22 protein-coding genes are annotated in these 16,859 nt (G+C 62.1%); 11 read left to right on the top strand and 11 right to left on the bottom strand.

The genetic code is table 11. The features are described from left to right. Nucleotides 1-83: 83 nt before the first annotated feature. The 5 genes from DES43_RS12075 to lgt form a co-directional block, all read right to left on the bottom strand. Nucleotides 84-647 (bottom strand): hypothetical protein, encoded by a 564-nt coding sequence (locus DES43_RS12075; RefSeq protein WP_035028258.1) that lies wholly within the window; start codon nucleotides 645-647, stop codon nucleotides 84-86. A 47-nt stretch (nucleotides 648-694) separates the two neighbouring features. Continuing rightward, a complete protein-coding gene (locus DES43_RS12070; RefSeq protein ID WP_035028255.1) occupies nucleotides 695-1,846 on the bottom strand; it encodes a M24 family metallopeptidase in 1,152 nt (383 codons plus the stop codon). Between the two features lie 5 nt (nucleotides 1,847-1,851). Beyond that, complete coding sequence (gene pgeF, locus DES43_RS12065; RefSeq protein WP_035028500.1) at nucleotides 1,852-2,643, bottom strand: peptidoglycan editing factor PgeF; 792 nt, start codon at nucleotides 2,641-2,643, stop codon at nucleotides 1,852-1,854. Between the two features lie 101 nt (nucleotides 2,644-2,744). Further along, nucleotides 2,745-3,833, bottom strand: coding sequence for a class I SAM-dependent methyltransferase (locus DES43_RS12060; protein WP_035028253.1), 1,089 nt, complete (start codon nucleotides 3,831-3,833; stop codon nucleotides 2,745-2,747). Continuing rightward, entirely contained in the window at nucleotides 3,830-4,657 is an 828-nt protein-coding gene (gene lgt, locus DES43_RS12055; RefSeq protein WP_425352098.1) for a prolipoprotein diacylglyceryl transferase, read from the bottom strand. The genes DES43_RS12060 and lgt overlap by 4 nt, the downstream gene beginning before the upstream one ends. Before the next feature lie 191 nt (nucleotides 4,658-4,848). Here lgt and DES43_RS12050 point away from each other — a divergent pair, with 191 nt between their 5' ends. The 6 genes from DES43_RS12050 (at nucleotide 4,849) to DES43_RS12025 (ending at nucleotide 9,344) form a co-directional block, all read left to right on the top strand. Next, the gene (locus DES43_RS12050; protein ID WP_035028251.1) at nucleotides 4,849-5,154 is read left to right on the top strand and encodes an accessory factor UbiK family protein; all 306 of its coding nucleotides are present in this window, start codon (nucleotides 4,849-4,851) and stop codon (nucleotides 5,152-5,154) included. 327 nt (nucleotides 5,155-5,481) lie between these two features. Next, nucleotides 5,482-5,982 (top strand): type III secretion system chaperone family protein, encoded by a 501-nt coding sequence (locus DES43_RS12045; protein WP_035028248.1) that lies wholly within the window; start codon nucleotides 5,482-5,484, stop codon nucleotides 5,980-5,982. Nucleotides 5,983-5,995: 13 nt separating this feature from the next. Beyond that, nucleotides 5,996-6,355, top strand: a complete 360-nt coding sequence (locus tag DES43_RS12040) for a tRNA-binding protein (protein WP_035028245.1) — start codon at nucleotides 5,996-5,998, stop codon at nucleotides 6,353-6,355. 221 nt (nucleotides 6,356-6,576) lie between these two features. Next, the gene (locus tag DES43_RS12035; RefSeq protein WP_051520644.1) at nucleotides 6,577-7,425 is read left to right on the top strand and encodes a MetQ/NlpA family ABC transporter substrate-binding protein; all 849 of its coding nucleotides are present in this window, start codon (nucleotides 6,577-6,579) and stop codon (nucleotides 7,423-7,425) included. A 187-nt stretch (nucleotides 7,426-7,612) separates the two neighbouring features. After that, complete coding sequence (locus DES43_RS12030) at nucleotides 7,613-8,704, top strand: methionine ABC transporter ATP-binding protein (RefSeq protein ID WP_035028492.1); 1,092 nt, start codon at nucleotides 7,613-7,615, stop codon at nucleotides 8,702-8,704. Beyond that, nucleotides 8,685-9,344 (top strand): methionine ABC transporter permease, encoded by a 660-nt coding sequence (locus tag DES43_RS12025; protein WP_035028242.1) that lies wholly within the window; start codon nucleotides 8,685-8,687, stop codon nucleotides 9,342-9,344. The genes DES43_RS12030 and DES43_RS12025 overlap by 20 nt, the downstream gene beginning before the upstream one ends. Nucleotides 9,345-9,347: 3 nt before the next feature. Here the strand turns inward: DES43_RS12025 and DES43_RS12020 are convergent, their stop codons facing one another. Genes DES43_RS12020 through DES43_RS12010 form a run of 3 tightly spaced genes read right to left on the bottom strand, consistent with a single transcriptional unit; the run spans nucleotide 9,348 to nucleotide 12,072 of the window. Continuing rightward, entirely contained in the window at nucleotides 9,348-10,760 is a 1,413-nt protein-coding gene (locus DES43_RS12020; protein ID WP_133675437.1) for a sensor histidine kinase, read from the bottom strand. Nucleotides 10,761-10,817: 57 nt separating this feature from the next. Then, entirely contained in the window at nucleotides 10,818-11,540 is a 723-nt protein-coding gene (locus DES43_RS12015; RefSeq protein ID WP_035028239.1) for a response regulator, read from the bottom strand. A gap of 4 nt (nucleotides 11,541-11,544) precedes the next feature. Next, the gene (locus DES43_RS12010) at nucleotides 11,545-12,072 is read right to left on the bottom strand and encodes a MarR family winged helix-turn-helix transcriptional regulator (RefSeq protein WP_035028236.1); all 528 of its coding nucleotides are present in this window, start codon (nucleotides 12,070-12,072) and stop codon (nucleotides 11,545-11,547) included. Between the two features lie 243 nt (nucleotides 12,073-12,315). Between DES43_RS12010 and DES43_RS12005 the strand changes: the two genes are divergently transcribed. From DES43_RS12005 to DES43_RS11995, 3 genes are all read left to right on the top strand, one after another. Then, entirely contained in the window at nucleotides 12,316-13,209 is an 894-nt protein-coding gene (locus DES43_RS12005; RefSeq protein WP_035028233.1) for a branched-chain amino acid aminotransferase, read from the top strand. A gap of 139 nt (nucleotides 13,210-13,348) precedes the next feature. Next, complete coding sequence (locus DES43_RS12000; protein ID WP_035028230.1) at nucleotides 13,349-13,660, top strand: hypothetical protein; 312 nt, start codon at nucleotides 13,349-13,351, stop codon at nucleotides 13,658-13,660. 192 nt (nucleotides 13,661-13,852) lie between these two features. Beyond that, a complete protein-coding gene (locus DES43_RS11995) occupies nucleotides 13,853-14,494 on the top strand; it encodes an MBL fold metallo-hydrolase (protein ID WP_035028227.1) in 642 nt (213 codons plus the stop codon). An 86-nt stretch (nucleotides 14,495-14,580) separates the two neighbouring features. On the opposite strand, the gene DES43_RS11990 is transcribed toward DES43_RS11995, so the two are convergent. From DES43_RS11990 to DES43_RS11980, 3 genes are all read right to left on the bottom strand, one after another. Further along, the gene (locus DES43_RS11990; RefSeq protein WP_035028224.1) at nucleotides 14,581-15,006 is read right to left on the bottom strand and encodes a BA14K family protein; all 426 of its coding nucleotides are present in this window, start codon (nucleotides 15,004-15,006) and stop codon (nucleotides 14,581-14,583) included. A 142-nt stretch (nucleotides 15,007-15,148) separates the two neighbouring features. Further along, complete coding sequence (locus DES43_RS11985; RefSeq protein ID WP_035028221.1) at nucleotides 15,149-15,361, bottom strand: cold-shock protein; 213 nt, start codon at nucleotides 15,359-15,361, stop codon at nucleotides 15,149-15,151. Between the two features lie 211 nt (nucleotides 15,362-15,572). Next, on the bottom strand, nucleotides 15,573-15,785 hold the full coding sequence (locus tag DES43_RS11980; RefSeq protein ID WP_035028218.1) for a cold-shock protein: 213 nt from the start codon (nucleotides 15,783-15,785) through the stop codon (nucleotides 15,573-15,575). A 277-nt stretch (nucleotides 15,786-16,062) separates the two neighbouring features. On the opposite strand from DES43_RS11980, the gene DES43_RS11975 reads away from it, so the two are divergent. Together DES43_RS11975 and DES43_RS22695 are read left to right on the top strand one after the other, a co-directional pair. Continuing rightward, the gene (locus DES43_RS11975) at nucleotides 16,063-16,608 is read left to right on the top strand and encodes a Kazal-type serine protease inhibitor family protein (protein WP_342585391.1); all 546 of its coding nucleotides are present in this window, start codon (nucleotides 16,063-16,065) and stop codon (nucleotides 16,606-16,608) included. Beyond that, a partial coding sequence (locus DES43_RS22695; protein WP_208110841.1) for a hypothetical protein occupies nucleotides 16,550-16,859 on the top strand: 310 nt, incomplete at its 3' end. The genes DES43_RS11975 and DES43_RS22695, both read left to right, overlap by 59 nt.

Here is a 16,859-nt window from a genome sequence, read left to right as displayed (position 1 = left end):
GCGCCGGAGATCGGATTTCCGGCGCAAATCCCAAGAATCGGACTTTGCTGTTGCCCGCAGGACATGGGGAAAAACGTCGCAGGCTAGCCCTGATCGGCTGAAGCCTGGAACCAGCTGGAGAGCTGGTCCATGGTCGTATCGGCAATCGCCCTGAGCGTGTCGGGTGCGACGCTGGGCCAGCCCTCGGCCCCGCTCACGGCCTGTGCCTTCTGCTGGCCGGAGATCCGATGCAGGCGGCTGCCTGCCGGATCATAGACGTCCCATACGTAGATAACCGTGGCAGCCCCGTCCTCGTTCAGAACGGAGAAATAGCCCTTGAGGACATGGGTTGCGTTCTGGCCCGAACTTCCGGCGAGAGTGACGCCGCGCTGGCGGGCACGCTGTTGCAACTCTTCCATGAGAGGGCCGGCGGCTTCCACCGATGCACCGACGATAGGGGCGACCTGAAGCCGGATACGACTGCTTCGCGCCGGCGGCTGCACAGCCGTGACCGGCGGTTGTGCAGCACTTTCCGTTGACGAAGGCTGTGTCGCGGTCTGCTGGCCCGAAGCCGTGGCGCCGGCTGCCGGATCGAGCACGCTTGAACTGTTGCAGGCGCACAAGGACAGCGCAGCGAACAGCACGGTCGATAAAGACGCTCGGCTCATGCCCCTCAACACTCCACATGTCCGGGACCCTTCCCGAACAGAATGTATCACTTCACGATCAAGTCGAGATCATGGCGCGAAAGCGGCCGGGCCTGGGATTCCGTGGTCAGATAGGTGCGGCCGAGCGTCATCGCCGTCTCGGTTTCGGAGTCCATGATGATCATGTGGGCGAACAGGGTCATGTTCGGTGCGATGGGCTCGGGATTGCCCTGATAGAACATCGGCATGTCCATCCACGATGGCGAAAAGCGCGCGCCCACCGAATAGCCGCAGGCGTTCAGCCTGTGCTTTGTCAGGCCGTGCGCTTCCATGGCGCGGGCATGGGCGTCGAACACGTCGCCGAAGGTGTTGTCTGGCGTCAGCACTTTTTCCACTGCCAGAAGGGCGGCGAGCGCGGCGTCATAAAGCTCCTGATGCCGTCTGGAGACCTTGCCGGTCAAAACGGTGCGCATCATCGGTGCATGGTAGTGATGGAAGACGCCGGCCCACTCCAGTGTGAGCTGGTCATTCTTGTTGAGCTTGCGGCGGCCGGCCTTGTAGCGGCACAAAAGCGCATCCGGTCCCGATCCGACGATGAATTCATTGGCGGGATAATCGCCGCCGCCGGTCAGGATCGTGCCCTGCATGGCAGCCAGAATTGCGGCTTCGTCGCCGCCTTGCCTGATGAGGGGAAGCGCGGCGTCCAGCGCGTCGTCGGTCAATGCGGCCGCTTTCTCCACCTTGGCGATTTCTGCGGGGCTCTTGAACAGGCGCAACCTGCCCACGATCCCGGATGCATCGGAGATCTGGCCGAAGGTCTGCAACTGTTCGTCCAGTCTGCGACCGTTCAGGGCTGTGAGGCCGTGGGTATCGTATTCAACGCCGATGCGGGCGCCAAGAAGGTCCATTTCGTTCAGCAGATTGCGCAGATCGATGGCAGGGTTCGCGCCGTCGCGGTCGGTCCACAGCTCGATGTTGTCGATGATGGAGGTGTGGCGCGCCTGGCGCAGATCGGCTGAGCGCGTGAGCAACGTCATCGAGCCGTCAGCCCTCACCACGAGGCACTGGAAGAAGCAGAAGCCGAAGGTGTCATACCCGGTCAGCCAATACATGCTTTCCTGGGCAAACAGCAAAAGGGCGTCGAGCTTGCGCTCCGCCATCTCGATCATCAGGCGGTCGCGACGGGCGTCGAATTCGGAGCGTTCGAAATGCAGCGCCATGATATTTATCCCTCGATTGCGATCGCCGAGACCTGCCGCCCGTAATCCGGCTCGTTGCGGTGGGTCGTGCGGCGATAGGAATAGAAAAGCTCTTCTTCCGCGTAGGTGCATCGGCCAAGCGCTTCGGCCGTCACGCCCGCCCTGCGCAGGCGATGGAGCGTGTACCCATTCAGGTCGAACATGAAATGGCCCGGCTTGCCGGACGCAACGAACCAATCTTCGTTTGCGGCGTCCGCGTTCACGAACCGCTCGCGAAATTCGGGGCCGACCTCGTAGTTGCGGCCACTGATGGACGGGCCAAGCACGGCCACGATGTTTTCACGCCGTGCGCCGATGCCCTCCATCGCGACGATCGTGTTTTCGAGAACACCAGTGAAGGCGCCTTTCCAGCCCGCGTGGGCTGCCCCGACAACGCCGGCCTGCGCATCGGCGAACAGGACGGGTCCGCAATCGGCCGTCGATGCACCGACGGCGATGCCCGGCCGGTCGGTGACGATCGCGTCGGCCCTGGGCCGCTCGCCGGCAAAGGGCTCGCGCGCGACGATGACGTCGGGCGAGTGTATCTGGTGCGCGGTCAGCAGGCGATCGGGGGCAACGCCCATCCATTCTGCCACGCGCCGCCGGTTCTCGGCCACCAGTGTCTGGTCGTCCTGTGAACCGGTGCCGATGTTGAGGCCGCCATAGATGCCTTCGGAAACGCCGCCGATGCGGGTGAAGTAGCCATGCCGTATGCCGTTTTCGCTGGCATTTTCCAGCAGTGGAGAGCGGATCGGTTCCGGCTTTTGCTGATTCGACATCGGGGTTTTGTTGTCTCCGCGGAGCTTTTCGTCAAGCGGGAGATGAATGCGAACCCGCAAGCGCGACAGCTTGCCAGAGTGGAGCGGGAGACGGGCGGAAGTCAATCGCCCGATGGAAACGGCACGTCGCATGCGGCTTCCGGCAAAATAGCCAGAACCTTGAACAGATCGCCCATCTGTTCGGGTCCGGCCAGCCGCTCCACCTGCGATCTGATTGCTTCGCGTCCTGCCTCATCGGCATGCGCGCCAAGACCTCCGGCGCGTTCCAGCAAGCCCATCGCGAGCAGGAAAGCGCCTTGAGTGGCCGTCAGAACCTTCAGGCTGTGCGCGCGGGCCATCTCGCCAAGTGCGGCAAAATCGACATGGGTCGTCAGGTCCGCCTCGCCGGGATGGGCAAGCACATGGTCATGGGCATGGCTCTTCAGCGCCTGCAAGGTGTCGCCGGCACCGGGTTTCAGATAACCGTAGTCGATGAACAGGCCCGCTCCGCCATGCGCTGAAATACGGGCGGCGATGTCCGCTATCAGCGCAATGCGAGCCGGTCCAAGCTCGACAATGTAACCCTCGGCTGCGTTTTCGGCCCCTTCGGGAAGAAGCGCTGTGTCCAGCGATGCCGCTCCGGCGAAGAAGGCAAGTTCGCCGGTCTCGTCGACGCCGACCATGCGCTCGCGCCAGCCGGACGGCGTGCGCACGAACTGGCGCACCGGAATGGCGTCGAACAGCTCGTTGCCGACGATAAGCAGTGGCGTGTCGGGCAGGGTGGCCACCGTTTCGTGCCATCCGGTGCGCCCTGCCATCGCGCCCAGCGTGTCGCGCTGGATTGCCCTCAGGCGAGGGCTCGTCTCGATGAGGGCGAAATCCGCGCCGTCGAAAAAGGCCGGGTCGAGCTGCGCCCATGTGCGCAGCATGTCCTTCATCAGGGTGCCGCGTCCAGGTCCGATTTCCGCGACGGTCACCGGCAGCGGGCGTCCGTTGGCGATCCACGCCTGATAGAGCCAGATTGCGACCAGTTCGCCGAACATCTGGCTGATCTCGGGGGCGGTGATGAAGTCGCCGCCCGTCCCGAACGGCTCACGCGTCGTGTAGTAGCCGTGCTCGGGGTGGAACAGGCAAAGCGCCATGTATTCGCTGACCGGAATAGGGCCGTCGGTTGCGATCAGCTGGACGATGCGTTCCCCGAGCTTCGTCATGTCGGGGTGTGCCGGGGCAGCGCTTTTGCCGTGACCATTGCCCAGACGCCGACGAGAACCATCGGAACGGACAGGATCATGCCCATGGTGAGCCAGTTGCCGGCGAGGTAGCCGATATGTGCGTCCGGTTCCCGAAAAAACTCGACAAAAATGCGCGACAGGCCGTAGCCGCAAATGAAGGCACCGGAAACGAAGCGCGGCGCCTTCAGCTTCAGCCGCGAATGAGTGAGCAGGCGAAGCACCAGAAACAGCACCACGCCTTCCAGCAGACCCTCGTAGAGCTGGCTCGGATGGCGGGGCAGGGGGCCGCCAGTGGGAAACACCAGCGCCCACGGCATGTCGGAAACGCGGCCCCACAGTTCGGAATTGATGAAGTTCGCCAGCCGTCCCAGCCCAAGGCCCACCGGCACACCGGCGGCCACCACGTCGAACAGCGACCAGGCATGGATGCCGCGCGAGCGGGCGAACAGGAGCATGGCTATCGTGGTGCCGAGAATGCCGCCGTGGAACGACATGCCGCCCTGCCAGACGGCGAAGATGTCGCCCGGATTGGCGAGGTAGCGGGCGAAATCGTAGAACAGCACATAGCCGATGCGTCCGCCCAGAACCACGCCCACAGCCGCCCAGACGACGAAATCGTCTATATCCTGCGGCTTCATCGGCAGCTTGCCGTTTGGCCACAGGCGCGGGTTGGAAACCAGCCGCTTGGCGTACCACCAAGCAAAGACGATGCCGACGACATAGGCCAGGCCGTACCAGTGGATGGCGAGCGGACCGATCTGCACAAGCACCGGGTCGATTTCAGGAAACGGCAGGACGGCCATCGGCAGCAGGCTGGGAAAGCTCAACGCGGTGTTCCTCGGGCGGTTGGGTCGGCGCGGACCATGATGCAGGGTTGGGGCATGGTCAAGGCAGCGAAGGAGGGATGCCTGCCATTGTGTCGGTTCCCGGCGTGGACGCACTTGCATTTGCGCCGTATCGCCACTACGTCAAACCGACCAAGTGAGGTGCTGCCATGTCAACCGGACCCAACCGCATTCTGGACGAATTTGCCAAGCTGATGACCGACGCCGCCGGCGCGGCGCAGGGCGTGCGGCGCGAGGTGGAAACCGCGTTCCGGGGGCAGGCCGAACGTATCCTCAATTCCATGGATATCGTCCAGCGTGAGGAATTCGAGGCCGCCCGCGACATGGCGGTCAAGGCGCGCGAGGAAAATGCCAGGCTTTCCGCGCGTATCGATGAACTTGAGGCAAGGCTTGCCGGGCTGACCGCTGCTGCGGAGATGTCCGCGCCCGCTTCCGGCTCCCGCGCAAAGAAATAATTTCAGAAGTTTTCCACAAAGGGCGATTCTGGAAAAGCTCTTTGTCATGAATCGCTTACGTGCCGGCAGCGAATCCGGCATCGGGCGACTGTCCACATGCGAATGACTCTTTGCCGAAAATTGGGCTGGTCACGCGACTCCGGATCAATACACTGAATTTGTTGCATGATTCGTGAAGGCGAACATGCGCCGGGCGGTGGGGTCCGGTCATGGGTTGTTGTTGCGTCGAGCAGTCCAGGCCGTCCGAGTTCAAAAATAACAAGGTTCGTCCGGAGTGTTTGCCATGGAGCGAGTGGCGGCATTCCCGCGAATGACGGGAAGCATTAAATGGAACTCCTTGAACTCGAGATCTCGCGCGAAATTCATCCGGTGGATGTAATCGAACAGGTCGCACACAATAATGACTGGTCCTTCGAGCGGACCGGCGACGACGAAATCTCCATCTCGGTTGCGGGGAGCTGGACCGAGTATCACGTCTCTTTCTCGTGGATGGAAGATTTCGAGGCGCTGCATCTGGCCTGTGCCTTCGACATCAAGGTGCCGGAAAACCGCGCGCTGGAGGTCATGCGCCTGCTGTCGCTGATCAACGAGCAGATGCTGTTCGGTCATTTCGATCTGTGGGAGCAGGAAGGGGCTATCATGTTCCGCCAGTCGCTGCTTCTTGCCGGTGGCGTCGAGCCATCGAGCCAGCAGGTCGAGGTCCTTCTGTCCTCGGCGCTGGAGGCGTGCGAGTGCTATTTCCAGGCGTTCCAGTTCGTGGTCTGGTCCGGTACCTCGGCAAAGGATGCGCTGGCCAGCGTCCTGTTCGAGACGCAGGGCAACGCATAAGGGTTACGCGGCGATGAGTTCAGGCACGGCGCGCAAGCCCGAGATCGCCTTTGCGGATTTCGACAAGGTCGACATCCGCATGGGAACCGTGGTTGAGGCCGAGCCTTTTCCGGAGGCGCGCAAGCCGGCCTTCAAGCTGAAGATCGACTTCGGACCCGAGATCGGCGTCAGGAAATCCTCGGCCCAGATCACTCGCCATTACACGCCCGAGGCTCTGGTCGGACGGCAGGTTTTCGCGGTGGTGAATTTCCCGCCGCGCCAGATCGGCCCCTTCATGTCCGAGGTGCTGACGCTCGGATTTTCCGACGAGAACGGCGATATCGTTCTGGGCGCAACCGAGCGTCCCGTCCCGGACGGCAGCCGTCTTCACTGACTGTCCCGGACGGATTCCGATGGCGGAGTCCGCTGGCTGGGATGTTGTTGCAGATCGAACATTTTATTTTTTGAAGTTTGGTATTTTGAATTTGAATTCCATTCATTTGCGGGATTCGGAAATCGTATCCTTTGAGAAGGAGACGGTCATTTGTGAGGATATGTCAGGCTTCGCAAGATGCGACGCCGCAAGACATCCTCCCAATGCCTGTGAGAACTGAAATGACCATCCTCGAGACCACTCCGCGCGTTGCCGTGATCCCCGGCAGACGCACTGCGCTCATCGCGCTTGCTGCTTCCGTGTTCAGCGTCGCAGCGCTGACATTCGCGCCTGCCGTACATGCGCAGGACAAGACCTCCATCAAAGTCGGTATCATGGCGGGCGAGGAGGAGGACACCTGGGTTGCCGTAAAGGAGCAGGCGGCAACGAACGGCCTCACCGTGGAGACCGTCATCTTCAACGACTACACCCAGCCCAACGAGGCGCTGGCGCGCGGCGAGATCGACGCCAATGCCTTCCAGCATGAGCCCTATCTCGAAAACCAGATCGCCACGCAGGGTTACAAGATCGTGGTTGCCGGTTACACGGCGCTCTGGCCGGTCGGCCTTTATTCGAAGAAGCACAAATCGCTCGAGGAATTGCCCGATGGCGCGGTGATCGGCGTGCCGAACGATCCCTCGAACGAGGGCAGGGCGCTGAGGGTGCTGGAAGACGCCGGCCTGATCAAGCTGCGCGAGGGCGCCGGCATTCTCGCCACCGTGGCGGACGTCGATGAAAATCCGAAGAAGCTGGAGATCAAGGAACTTGATGCCGGCATCGTCGGACGTGCGATCGACGATCTCGACGGTGCTGTGGTCAATACGGACTGGGCGCTGAAAAGCGGGCTGACGGCCGATATCCAGATCGCCCGCGAGACGATCGAGAACAATCCCTATCGCAACTTCATCGCGGTTCGCGCCGAGGACAAGGATGCGCCCTGGGTGAAGAAGCTGGTCGCGTCGTACCAGAACGAAGCGGTCAAGGAAGCCTTCGATCGCATCTACAAGGGTTCCGGCGTTTCGGCCTATTGATCCGACAGCTTTGCGTGGCGTCCGTTTGAGTGTCACGCAATTTCCGTAAACCGAACGGCCATTGCCCGGTCCTGCGATCTGGCGCAAGAAATTGCGGCCTGCGGCGCAAGCGGTAGGTCGCATTTTCGTATGAAGCATCATGAGGCGGCAGGGCACGATGGCATCCCGGCGCGTGAAAGACGACAAGATGAACCAGCATGTGGGCGCGCTCGCATCGAACGGAGCACCGGCAGCCGGGGCGGGTGATACCGGAGAGCCGGTGGTGCGTCTGGTCGATGTCAGGCGCCATTTCGGTCCAACAGCGGCGCTCGACGGTGTGTCGCTCACCGTAGGCAAGGGTGAAATCGTCGGCATCATCGGCCGCAGCGGTGCCGGCAAGTCGACGCTGATCCGATGCCTGAACGGGCTGGAGCGGCCGGATTCCGGCGAGGTCCATATCGAAGGGCGTGAGATCGGCCGGCTGGGCGAAAAGCAGTTGCAGCCGCTGCGTCGCCGCATCGGCATGATCTTCCAGCATTTCAACCTCCTGTCGGCCAAGACGGTAGAGGAAAATGTCGCCCTGCCGCTCAAGATCGAGGGCGTTTCAAGACCCGAACGGCTTCGGCGCGCAGCGGAACTGCTCGAACTGGTCAGACTGGCCGGCAAGGCGAAAGACTATCCGGCCTCGCTTTCGGGCGGGCAGAAGCAGCGCGTCGGCATTGCCCGCGCGCTTGCCGCGCGGCCGGCGCTTCTGCTCTCCGACGAGGCCACCTCGGCGCTCGATCCGGAGACGACGCGCTCCATTCTCGCCCTGCTCAGGGACATCAACCGCCAGCTCGGCCTCACCATCATACTCATCACTCACGAGATGGAGGTGGTGCGCTCGATTGCAGATCGCGTTGCCGTCATCGATGCCGGTCGTATCGTCGAGGAGGGCGAAGTCTGGAAGGTGTTCGCCGATCCGCAATCCGACATCGCCACCAGCCTGTTGCAGGGCATTCGCCCGCAACTGCCGGCAGAAATCGCGCAACGGCTCTCGCCGACGCTCGGGTCGGAAGCGGTGCTGCGTGTGGACATTGCCGGCGAGGCGGCGCTGGGTCCGCTGCTGGCCGACCTTGGCGGGCCGGCCGGCGCATTCCGCTTCCTCCATGGCGGCATCGAGCGCGTGCAGGGCCGCCCGGTCGGCACGCTGTTTCTTGCCGTTCCGTCCGGGGAGCCGGACCTTTCGCGAACCGTAGAATTCCTGACGGGCCGTGGCGCCCGCGTCGAGGTGCTGGGCCATGTCTTCGACAATGATTGATCTCTTCCTGCGCTCGCTCTGGGAAACGGTGCTGATGACCGGGGCCTCCGGTGCGATTTCCTTTGTCTTCGGTTTGCCGCTCGGGCTCGCCCTTGTGGTGACGGACCGCGGCGGCATCGCCCAGAATCTGTGGGTCAACCGCATACTGGGCGGCATCGTCAACGGCTTCCGTGCGGTGCCGTTCATCATCCTGCTCGTGGCCCTGATCCCGCTCACGCGGCTGATCGCGGGCACGTCCATCGGCACGTGGGCGGCCATCGTACCGCTCTCCATCGCTGCGACGCCCTACTACGCCCGTATTGCCGAAGTCTCCCTGCGCGAGGTCGATCGAGGATTGATCGAGGCGGTTCGCGCCATGGGCGGTTCGCGCTGGGCCATTGTGCGCGAGGTGCTGGTGCCAGAGGCGATGCCTGGCATCGTGGCGGGTTTTACCGTCACGCTGGTCACGCTTGTCGGTGCCTCGGCCATGGCCGGCGCCATCGGGGCCGGAGGGCTTGGCGACCTCGCCATCCGCTACGGCTATCAGCGTTTCGAGACCTCAGTGATGATCGCCGTCGTCGCGGTCCTGATCGTCATGGTGAGTGCCCTGCAATGGGCCGGCGACCGGCTGGTTGCCCGTCTCGATCGCCGGGTTGCGTGAAGATCAGGCCGGTATCCTGATTTTCGCGCGCAGGCCGCCAAGCGGACTGTCCTCGAAGGTCAGATCGCCGCCATGGCTGCGGGCGATATCGCGGGCAATGGGCAGGCCGAGGCCGGTCCCGCTGGCATCGAGATTGCGCGCCTCATCCAGCCGCACGAAGGGCTTGAATACTTCCTCGCGCTTGTCAGGCGGAATGCCCGGTCCGTCGTCGGTGATCGTGATGGTAAGCCAGCCATCGCCATGTTCGGCATCGATCTCGACGCATTTGGCGTAGCGGATGGCATTGCCCGCCACATTGGCCATCAGGCGGGAGAAGGCATTGGGCCGGACCTGAATGGTCGGCGATCCTGAAATCGATGTCGTGAGCTTGCACTTGCGCAACCTGGCCTCGTCCTCCAGCCTCCGGAAGCAGGCTGCAAGATCGAATGGGCCCGTATCCTCGGCGGCCTCGCCCCGGGCGAAGGCAAGATAGCCTTCCAGCATGGACTGCATGTCGTCTATGTCCTTGCCCAGCGCCTCGATGTCGGCCTTGGTCCGGGTCAGAGCCAGTTGCAGCTTGAATCTGGTCAGGATGGTGCGCAGGTCGTGGCTGACACCGGTGAGCATGGCGGTGCGCTGTTCGATCTGGCGCTCGATGCGCTCGCGCATCTGCATGAAGGCGAAGCCCGCGCGCCGCACTTCCTCGGCTCCGCGCGGGCGGAAGTCGCGCGGCATCGGCCGTCCCTTGCCGAAGCTTTCCGCTGCTTCGGCCAATGCCAGGATCGGCCTTATCTGATTGCGCAGGAACGGGATCGCGATCATCAGCAGCACCAGCGATGTGCCGACCATCCAAAGCAGGAAGATGTGGGTGTTCGAGGCATAAGCCTGACTGCGGCGGACGAATACCCGCAACACCTTGTCTTCAAGCTGGATGCGCACCTCGATGATGTTGGAGTTGCCGACCGTGTCGAGCCAGAAGGGACGATTGATCTGGCGGGTGATTTCCTCCGACAGGATCTGGTCGAGGATCGAGAAGAAGGGCTTGGGACCGGGCGGGGGCAGGGGCTCCGGCGGGAGCAGATCCACCTTGAGCTGCATGCGGTCCTGCGCGATGCGGATGACGTTGGCGTAATCGGCTTCGTCGGGATAGGTTTCCAGAAGGTCGACGATGGCGGCAATGTCGCGCGTAACGGCCTGTGACAGGCGCTGCGTCACCGTCTGCCAGTGACGCTCCATGAAGTCGAACGCGATCATCGACTGCAGCAGGAACATCGGCGCGATGATGATGATCAGCGAGCGGGCATAGAGCCGCTTGGGCATGTAGAGCGAGACGAGACGCCAGAAGCGCCGCCATGCCTTTCGCACCGACGCGGCAGCGCGTTCGATGCGGGCGCGGAAGCTGTCCGGTGGCGGAGCTTGCAATTCTGTCGTCGTCATTCGGTTCCGGCCTGCGCTGGACTTCGGTGCGGCCCCGGCGAGACCGTCCAGCCGACTCTATTCCACGCTGAGCCGATACCCAATACCGCGAACGGTCTGCAGCCACACCGGATTGGACGGGTCGCGCTCGATCTTGCGGCGCAGCCGGTTGATCTGCACATCGATGGTGCGTTCGCCGACTTCCGAATCCTCGCCCACCAGTTCGTGACGGGGAATGGTCTCACCGGCCCGCTCGGCGAAGATGGCGAGGATTTCCTGCTCGCGGTCCGTCAGCTTGAGTATCTCGCTGCCCCGCTTCAGTTCGCGCCGGGCGATCTGGAAGGTATAAGGGCCGAACACGAGCTGTTCCACCTTTGGCGGCGAGGCCGGCCCGCCACGCCGCAATATGTTGTTGACGCGCAGGATGAGCTCACGCGGGTCGAAGGGTTTTGGCAGGTAGTCGTCGGCTCCGGCTTCCAGACCCGTGATGCGATTGTCGGTCTCGGACAAGGCGGTCAGCATGAGGATCGGAACGTCGCGCTCGGCACGCAGCGATTTCGTCAGCTCGACGCCGTTTTCGCCCGGCATCATCACGTCGAGCACGAGGAGGTCGAAATCCAGGCCCGCGAGCTTGCGGCGCGCCTCCGCGGCCGTGCCCGCGACGGTGACGCGAAAACCGTTCTCGGTCAGGAACTGCCTGAGCAGGTTGCGGATACGGGTATCGTCGTCGACCACCAGAAGGTGAAACGCATCGTCATCCGGCGCATTGACCTGCTGGTCGAGCCTGTCGGTGCCTTCCATGCCGCTACTCCCGGTCTTCTTCCATACGGTGGAGAGGGTCGTCGTCGATCTGTACGCGCAGTTCCGGATTGACCATCGCCTTGAGGAACTGCTCGATCGCCTTTCGGCCCTCGCCCTTCATCTCCGTCAATGCGCCATGTATCCGGCGGGACTGTGGCCGGGAAAGGGCAAGCGCCAGTTCCCGGCCCCTGGCGGTTGGATACAGCTCGCGTTGCCGCCGGTCGCGCGGTCCCTGCAACTGTACGATATGACCGGTGTCGATGAGCTGCTTGAGCACCCGCGCCAGGGATTGCTTGGTGATCTTGAGGACATCCAGCAGTTCGGCGACGGTCAGGCCGGGTCGGCGGTTGACGAAGTGCAGCACCCTGTGATGCGCCCGCCCGAACCCGTAGTCGGCCAGCATCTGATCCGGGTCCGAGGTGAAGTCGCGATAGGCGAAGAAGAACAGCTCGATCAGCGTGAAATCGATGCCATCCTCATTGGCCACCGCCGCGCGGATCGGGGCCACATCGCCATTTTTTTCCTTCAGCATGCTTCTCTCAAACAATTAAGTCAGCACTATTGACGTATTCTGTGCCCGCTGATAATTTTTGACAAGCTTTAGGGCTTATTGCGACCGAAAACGCAAGGCGGGACCGTAAATCCGGAACTTCCTGAGTTTGCCATGGCCACAATATGGGCCTACGCTTCCGAACCGCGGTCGCCTCATCGCTGCCGGATCAAATTTCAACACGCAGACTTATGCGGGCAGGGTTGCTCGCGGGAGGTTATTGTCATGGCATCCGTTTCCTTCGACAGGCTCGATGGCTATATCTGGATGAATGGTGAGTTCGTCAAATGGGCGGACGCCAAGATTCACGTACTCACGCACGGGCTTCACTACGCCAGCGCCGTATTCGAAGGTGAGCGTGCCTATGGCGGCGAGATTTTCAAGCTGACCGAGCATACCGAGCGCCTGCATGAGTCGGCACGCATTCTCGGCTTCAAGGTTCCCTACTCGGTCGCCGAGATCGATGATGCCTGCAATGAACTGCTCAAGAAGCAGGGCTTCCAGGATGCATATGTGCGTCCCATCGCCTGGCGCGGCAGCGAGCAGATGGGCGTTTCGGCACAGAACAACCGCATCAATGTCGCCATCGCCATCTGGCAGTGGCCCAGCTATTTCGATCCCGAGCAGAAGCTGAAGGGCATCCGCCTCGATATCGCCGAATATCGTCGTCCCGATCCGCGCACGGCTCCGTCAAAGTCGAAGGCGGCCGGCCTTTACATGATCTGCACCATTTCCAAGCATGCGGCCGAGGCCAAGGGCTATGCCGACGCCATGATGCTCGACTGGCGCGGCCAGGTGGCCGAAGCGACGGGCGCAAACATCTTCTTTGTCAAGGAAGGCAAGATCCATACGCCGACCCCGGATTGCTTCCTCGACGGCATTACCAGACGTACAGTGATCGGCCTTGCCCGTGACCGTGGCTACGAGGTGATCGAGCGGGCCATCCAGCCTGAAGAGCTGGAGGGCTTCGAGCAGTGCTTCCTTACCGGAACGGCTGCTGAGGTCACCCCGGTCTCGGAGATCGGCCCGTACCGCTTCGAAGTCGGCGAGATCGCCAGGACGCTGATGAACGACTATTCCGCCGCTGTTCAGCCCAAGAAAGCCATCGCAGCGGAATAAGGTCTATCTTCCTTTCACATCGCGGGGAACGGCGTCATGCCGTTCCCCATTGTGTCTGGGCGTTTGACATTCGCCAGAATCGGCGTCTCATGACGAAACTCGGCTCGTGCGAGTCGGGATTGTCTGAGAGGGACCACAGATGGAAACGCTTCTTCCTATCATTGTGCAGGTCGTCACCGGCATCATCGGCGGTCAGGCCGTCGGTGCGGCATTCAAGCAGGCCGCCATGGGGCAACTCCCCAAAATCCTCAGCGGTGCAATCGGTGGCGTCGGCGGTGCCGCCATCCTCGGCAGCCTGCTGGGCGGCGGCGGAATTGACCCTTCGGCGGCAACAGCAGCGGCAGAGGGCCTCGGCGTGGCCATCAACCTGAACAACATTCTCGGCGGCGCAGGCGGCGGCGCGATCCTGACCGGCATTGTCGGTGCGGTCATGAACGCCATGAAGAAATAGATCCCACGCAGCTTTTCAATAGGATAGAGGGCGGCCAGAGGCCGCCCTTTGTCTTTTGAACGCCGGAGTTCTTCCGCTTCTTCCTCTACGACCATCCATCGGCATCGTTTGCGGTGGACGCCATCGCGTCCCGACCCTACATCGGGGGCAAGATTTCGCGGCCGTCTTTCGGCCGACAAGGAAAGGATTATCATGGGTCAGATCAATGCCGGCATCGTCCCCGTCACGCCGTTTCAGCAGAATTGCACCATCCTGTTCGATCAGGATGAGAAGATCGGCGTCGTCGTCGATCCGGGCGGCGATGTCGACCGCATTCTTGCCGCGCTGAAGGACAATGCCATCACTGCAACAGCCATCTGGATCACCCATGGCCATATCGACCATGCCGGCGGAGCGATGGAGCTGAAGGATGCGCTCGGCGTGGAGATCATCGGTTCGCACGAGGACGACCGGCCGCTGCTCGACAACCTGGAAAACCAGGCGCAGCGATTTGGATTGACCGGAGCGGTCCGCAACTGCGTTCCGGATCGCTTCCTCAGCGAGGGCGACAAGGTTTCGTTCGGAGAGCACGAATTCGAGGTTCTGCATTGCCCCGGCCACGCCCCGGGCCATGTCGTCTACTACAATCGGGCGGCCAGGTTCGCCCATGTCGGCGACGTGCTGTTTCGTGGCTCCGTAGGCCGTACCGACCTGCCCGGCGGCGATCACGATGCGCTCATCCGCTCCATCAAGGAAAAGCTTCTGCCGCTCGGCGACGATATCGGCTTCATCTGCGGACATGGGCCGGGGGGACGTTTCGGGGAGGAGAGGCGCTCGAATCCGTTCCTCGTCTGATGTGCCGTAAGGTCACGCAAATCACAGAAAAAGGGCCGCTCGAAAGCGGCCCTTTTCATGGGGACAGGGAACCCGTTTTCAGCTCGTCAGTTGGCCTGGCAGAAGTGTCGCTGCCCGTCATAGCCAAGGAATGTGCCGGTGCGCGCGTCGAAGCTGCGATAGCGATCCGAGCAGTATCTGTACCATTCCGGGCTCCAAGGCTCGTAGGTCGCGCGATAGTAATTGTCGCGATAATAGGTGCGGGCAGGGCGCGGTTCGCGAATGACGTATGTGGGCTCCGGCTCGTAATAGCGGGGTTGCGACGCCAATGCGCTGCCGAGCAGGGCGCCGGCCGCGAGGCCGATGACACCGGCAGCGACCGCATCGCCGTTGGAGCGCTTGTGATGATGGTGGTAATTCTGGCCGTGATAGCCATGGCGACGCCAGTCCCGCGCTTCGGCGGCGGGAAGTGCGCTCAGCATGGTCGCGGCGACCGCCGCCGACAATACGCTGGCCTTGAAAAATCTGTCCATGACGGTCTCCTGTTCGAAGCCCCACCGCCGGTATCGGTCCGATGTTGCCTGAACAAATAGGACACCGTGCCTGAACGGCGGCTGAACGAAACGCTGCTCGATCCGTTAAACGCAACCGCCGGCCAGTTGTTCCCCCAGCGTTTCAGCCGATGGTGAGGTTGACCGCCTTCGGTCCCTTGCCGCGCTTGTCCGGCTCGGTTTCGAATGTCACCTTCTGGCCATCCTCCAGGCCGGGAAGGCCAGAAGCCTGCACGGCCGAGATGTGGACGAAGACGTCCTTGGCACCATCGTCCGGCGTGATAAAGCCGAAGCCCTTGGCATGATTGAAGAATTTTACGGTGCCGGTCTGCGGCATGGGATGCTCCCTTATAGTCCCACAGTCTTGTTCCCGGGATTGCAAATTCCCGAAGATTGAATTTGTCGTTTATTTTGACTTCATCGGCAACAAAAACTTTGGTGACATCGGCTATTCAAGCCGTTTGACATCAACGAGACTGCGATGAAGCACAAAGGGCGCGGACATTGCTGTCGCGCCCCGTGCCAGAACTGCAATGTGCAGTCGTCGATCAGGCGGCGCGCAGGTTGACTGCCTTGGGGCCCTTGCCCATGCGGTCGGGCTCGACGTCGAAGGAAACCTTCTGGCCGTCGACGAGGGTGCGCATACCCGAAGCTTCGATTGCCGAGATATGGACGAAGACGTCCTTTGCTCCGCCGTCAGGCGTAATGAAGCCGAAACCCTTGGTGCTGTTGAAGAATTTTACGGTGCCGGTCTGGGACATGGGAGAACTCCTTCACCCGATCGTCGTTCTGAACCTCGGCTTGCCGGAGCAGGTTGAGGTCCGGTGGTTGCTCGGCGGTCATGCATTCGCGCACGGGTAACCCCCCGCCAGAACGGGGCTGTCAGAGATTCACGATATCGGGGATAGGGTCGTCCAAAACGTTCCATTCTCCGGGATGCAAATACCCGAACGATGGACTTATCGCATGCTTTTGTGACTATGACAAGGCGCGCTCTTTCATGGCCAGGGCAGGAGATACCCTGAACGATCAAATTCAATGGCTTGCCGCGATGAAGGGGAACTGCCAGCATCGTCACACGTTGTTCGCGCTGCCAAAGGCAAACAGGAGAGGACATCGATGAAATTCAGAAACGTCTTTCTGGCGGGAGCGGCCATGCTGCTGAGTTCCGGCCTGCTCACAGCCTGCGTGGTGGTCGACGAGGGGCCGGGCCACAGGCCGCCGCCTCCGCGACCGCGTCCTCCTGCGCAGGCCTGTACAATGGAATATGCGCCAGTCTGCGGCGTGCGCGGCTCGGACAGCCGCACTTTCGGCAACAGCTGTCAGGCGAGATCCAACGGCTATCGCATCAGCCATCAGGGCGCATGCCGTTCCGGCGGCGATCGCCCGGGTGGGGGTGGGCGTCCGGGCGCGGATCGGCCGGGATGGGATCGGCCGGATCGCCCCGAGCGGCCGACACGTGCCTGCACGCGTGAATACGCGCCCGTTTGCGCGTCCAGCCGGGGCCAGTTGCGCACCTTCCCGAATGCGTGCGAAGCAAGGGCCGCCGATTGGCGGATCGTTCGCAGCGGCAGCTGCCGCTGATTTCTCAGACAGCAAAGGTGGCGGGACAGGGACGGCCCGCCACCTTTTTGCTTCTGGAGCGGCGGACGCCCGGACATATCCGGGCTGCCGCTCCATCCGTTTGTTTTTGCCGCATTTATTCGACGTCAGACGATTCCGTCTGACTGCAAAATGCTCTAGGGTCGAGACTCAATTGATCCACCATGTGATGATTGCGGCAATGAAGATTGCTGCGGCGAAGTTTGTTGCCAGCTTGTCGTACCGTGTTGCGA

The sequence above is a fragment of the Aquamicrobium defluvii genome (assembly GCF_004363725.1).
GTDB classification, from domain to species: Bacteria; Pseudomonadota; Alphaproteobacteria; order Rhizobiales; family Rhizobiaceae; genus Mesorhizobium; species Mesorhizobium defluvii.
Note: the sequence above shows the minus strand (reverse complement) of the source record. Positions and strands in the feature narration are given on the sequence as shown.

Excerpts from the sequence above, each read along its gene's own strand:
- DES43_RS12075 (WP_035028258.1), bottom strand. The coding sequence starts at position 647 with ATGAGCCGAGCGTCTTTATCGACCGTGCTGTTCGCTGCGCTGTCCTTG.
- DES43_RS12070 (WP_035028255.1), bottom strand. The coding sequence starts at position 1,846 with ATGGCGCTGCATTTCGAACGCTCCGAATTCGACGCCCGTCGCGACCGC.
- pgeF (WP_035028500.1), bottom strand. The coding sequence starts at position 2,643 with ATGTCGAATCAGCAAAAGCCGGAACCGATCCGCTCTCCACTGCTGGAA.
- DES43_RS12060 (WP_035028253.1), bottom strand. The coding sequence starts at position 3,833 with ATGACGAAGCTCGGGGAACGCATCGTCCAGCTGATCGCAACCGACGGC.
- lgt (WP_425352098.1), bottom strand. The coding sequence starts at position 4,657 with ATGGCCGTCCTGCCGTTTCCTGAAATCGACCCGGTGCTTGTGCAGATC.
- DES43_RS12050 (WP_035028251.1), top strand. The coding sequence starts at position 4,849 with ATGTCAACCGGACCCAACCGCATTCTGGACGAATTTGCCAAGCTGATG.
- DES43_RS12045 (WP_035028248.1), top strand. The coding sequence starts at position 5,482 with ATGGAACTCCTTGAACTCGAGATCTCGCGCGAAATTCATCCGGTGGAT.
- DES43_RS12040 (WP_035028245.1), top strand. The coding sequence starts at position 5,996 with ATGAGTTCAGGCACGGCGCGCAAGCCCGAGATCGCCTTTGCGGATTTC.
- DES43_RS12035 (WP_051520644.1), top strand. The coding sequence starts at position 6,577 with ATGACCATCCTCGAGACCACTCCGCGCGTTGCCGTGATCCCCGGCAGA.
- DES43_RS12030 (WP_035028492.1), top strand. The coding sequence starts at position 7,613 with ATGAACCAGCATGTGGGCGCGCTCGCATCGAACGGAGCACCGGCAGCC.
- DES43_RS12025 (WP_035028242.1), top strand. The coding sequence starts at position 8,685 with ATGTCTTCGACAATGATTGATCTCTTCCTGCGCTCGCTCTGGGAAACG.
- DES43_RS12020 (WP_133675437.1), bottom strand. The coding sequence starts at position 10,760 with ATGACGACGACAGAATTGCAAGCTCCGCCACCGGACAGCTTCCGCGCC.
- DES43_RS12015 (WP_035028239.1), bottom strand. The coding sequence starts at position 11,540 with ATGGAAGGCACCGACAGGCTCGACCAGCAGGTCAATGCGCCGGATGAC.
- DES43_RS12010 (WP_035028236.1), bottom strand. The coding sequence starts at position 12,072 with ATGCTGAAGGAAAAAAATGGCGATGTGGCCCCGATCCGCGCGGCGGTG.
- DES43_RS12005 (WP_035028233.1), top strand. The coding sequence starts at position 12,316 with ATGGCATCCGTTTCCTTCGACAGGCTCGATGGCTATATCTGGATGAAT.
- DES43_RS12000 (WP_035028230.1), top strand. The coding sequence starts at position 13,349 with ATGGAAACGCTTCTTCCTATCATTGTGCAGGTCGTCACCGGCATCATC.
- DES43_RS11995 (WP_035028227.1), top strand. The coding sequence starts at position 13,853 with ATGGGTCAGATCAATGCCGGCATCGTCCCCGTCACGCCGTTTCAGCAG.
- DES43_RS11990 (WP_035028224.1), bottom strand. The coding sequence starts at position 15,006 with ATGGACAGATTTTTCAAGGCCAGCGTATTGTCGGCGGCGGTCGCCGCG.
- DES43_RS11985 (WP_035028221.1), bottom strand. The coding sequence starts at position 15,361 with ATGCCGCAGACCGGCACCGTAAAATTCTTCAATCATGCCAAGGGCTTC.
- DES43_RS11980 (WP_035028218.1), bottom strand. The coding sequence starts at position 15,785 with ATGTCCCAGACCGGCACCGTAAAATTCTTCAACAGCACCAAGGGTTTC.
- DES43_RS11975 (WP_342585391.1), top strand. The coding sequence starts at position 16,063 with ATGGCTTGCCGCGATGAAGGGGAACTGCCAGCATCGTCACACGTTGTT.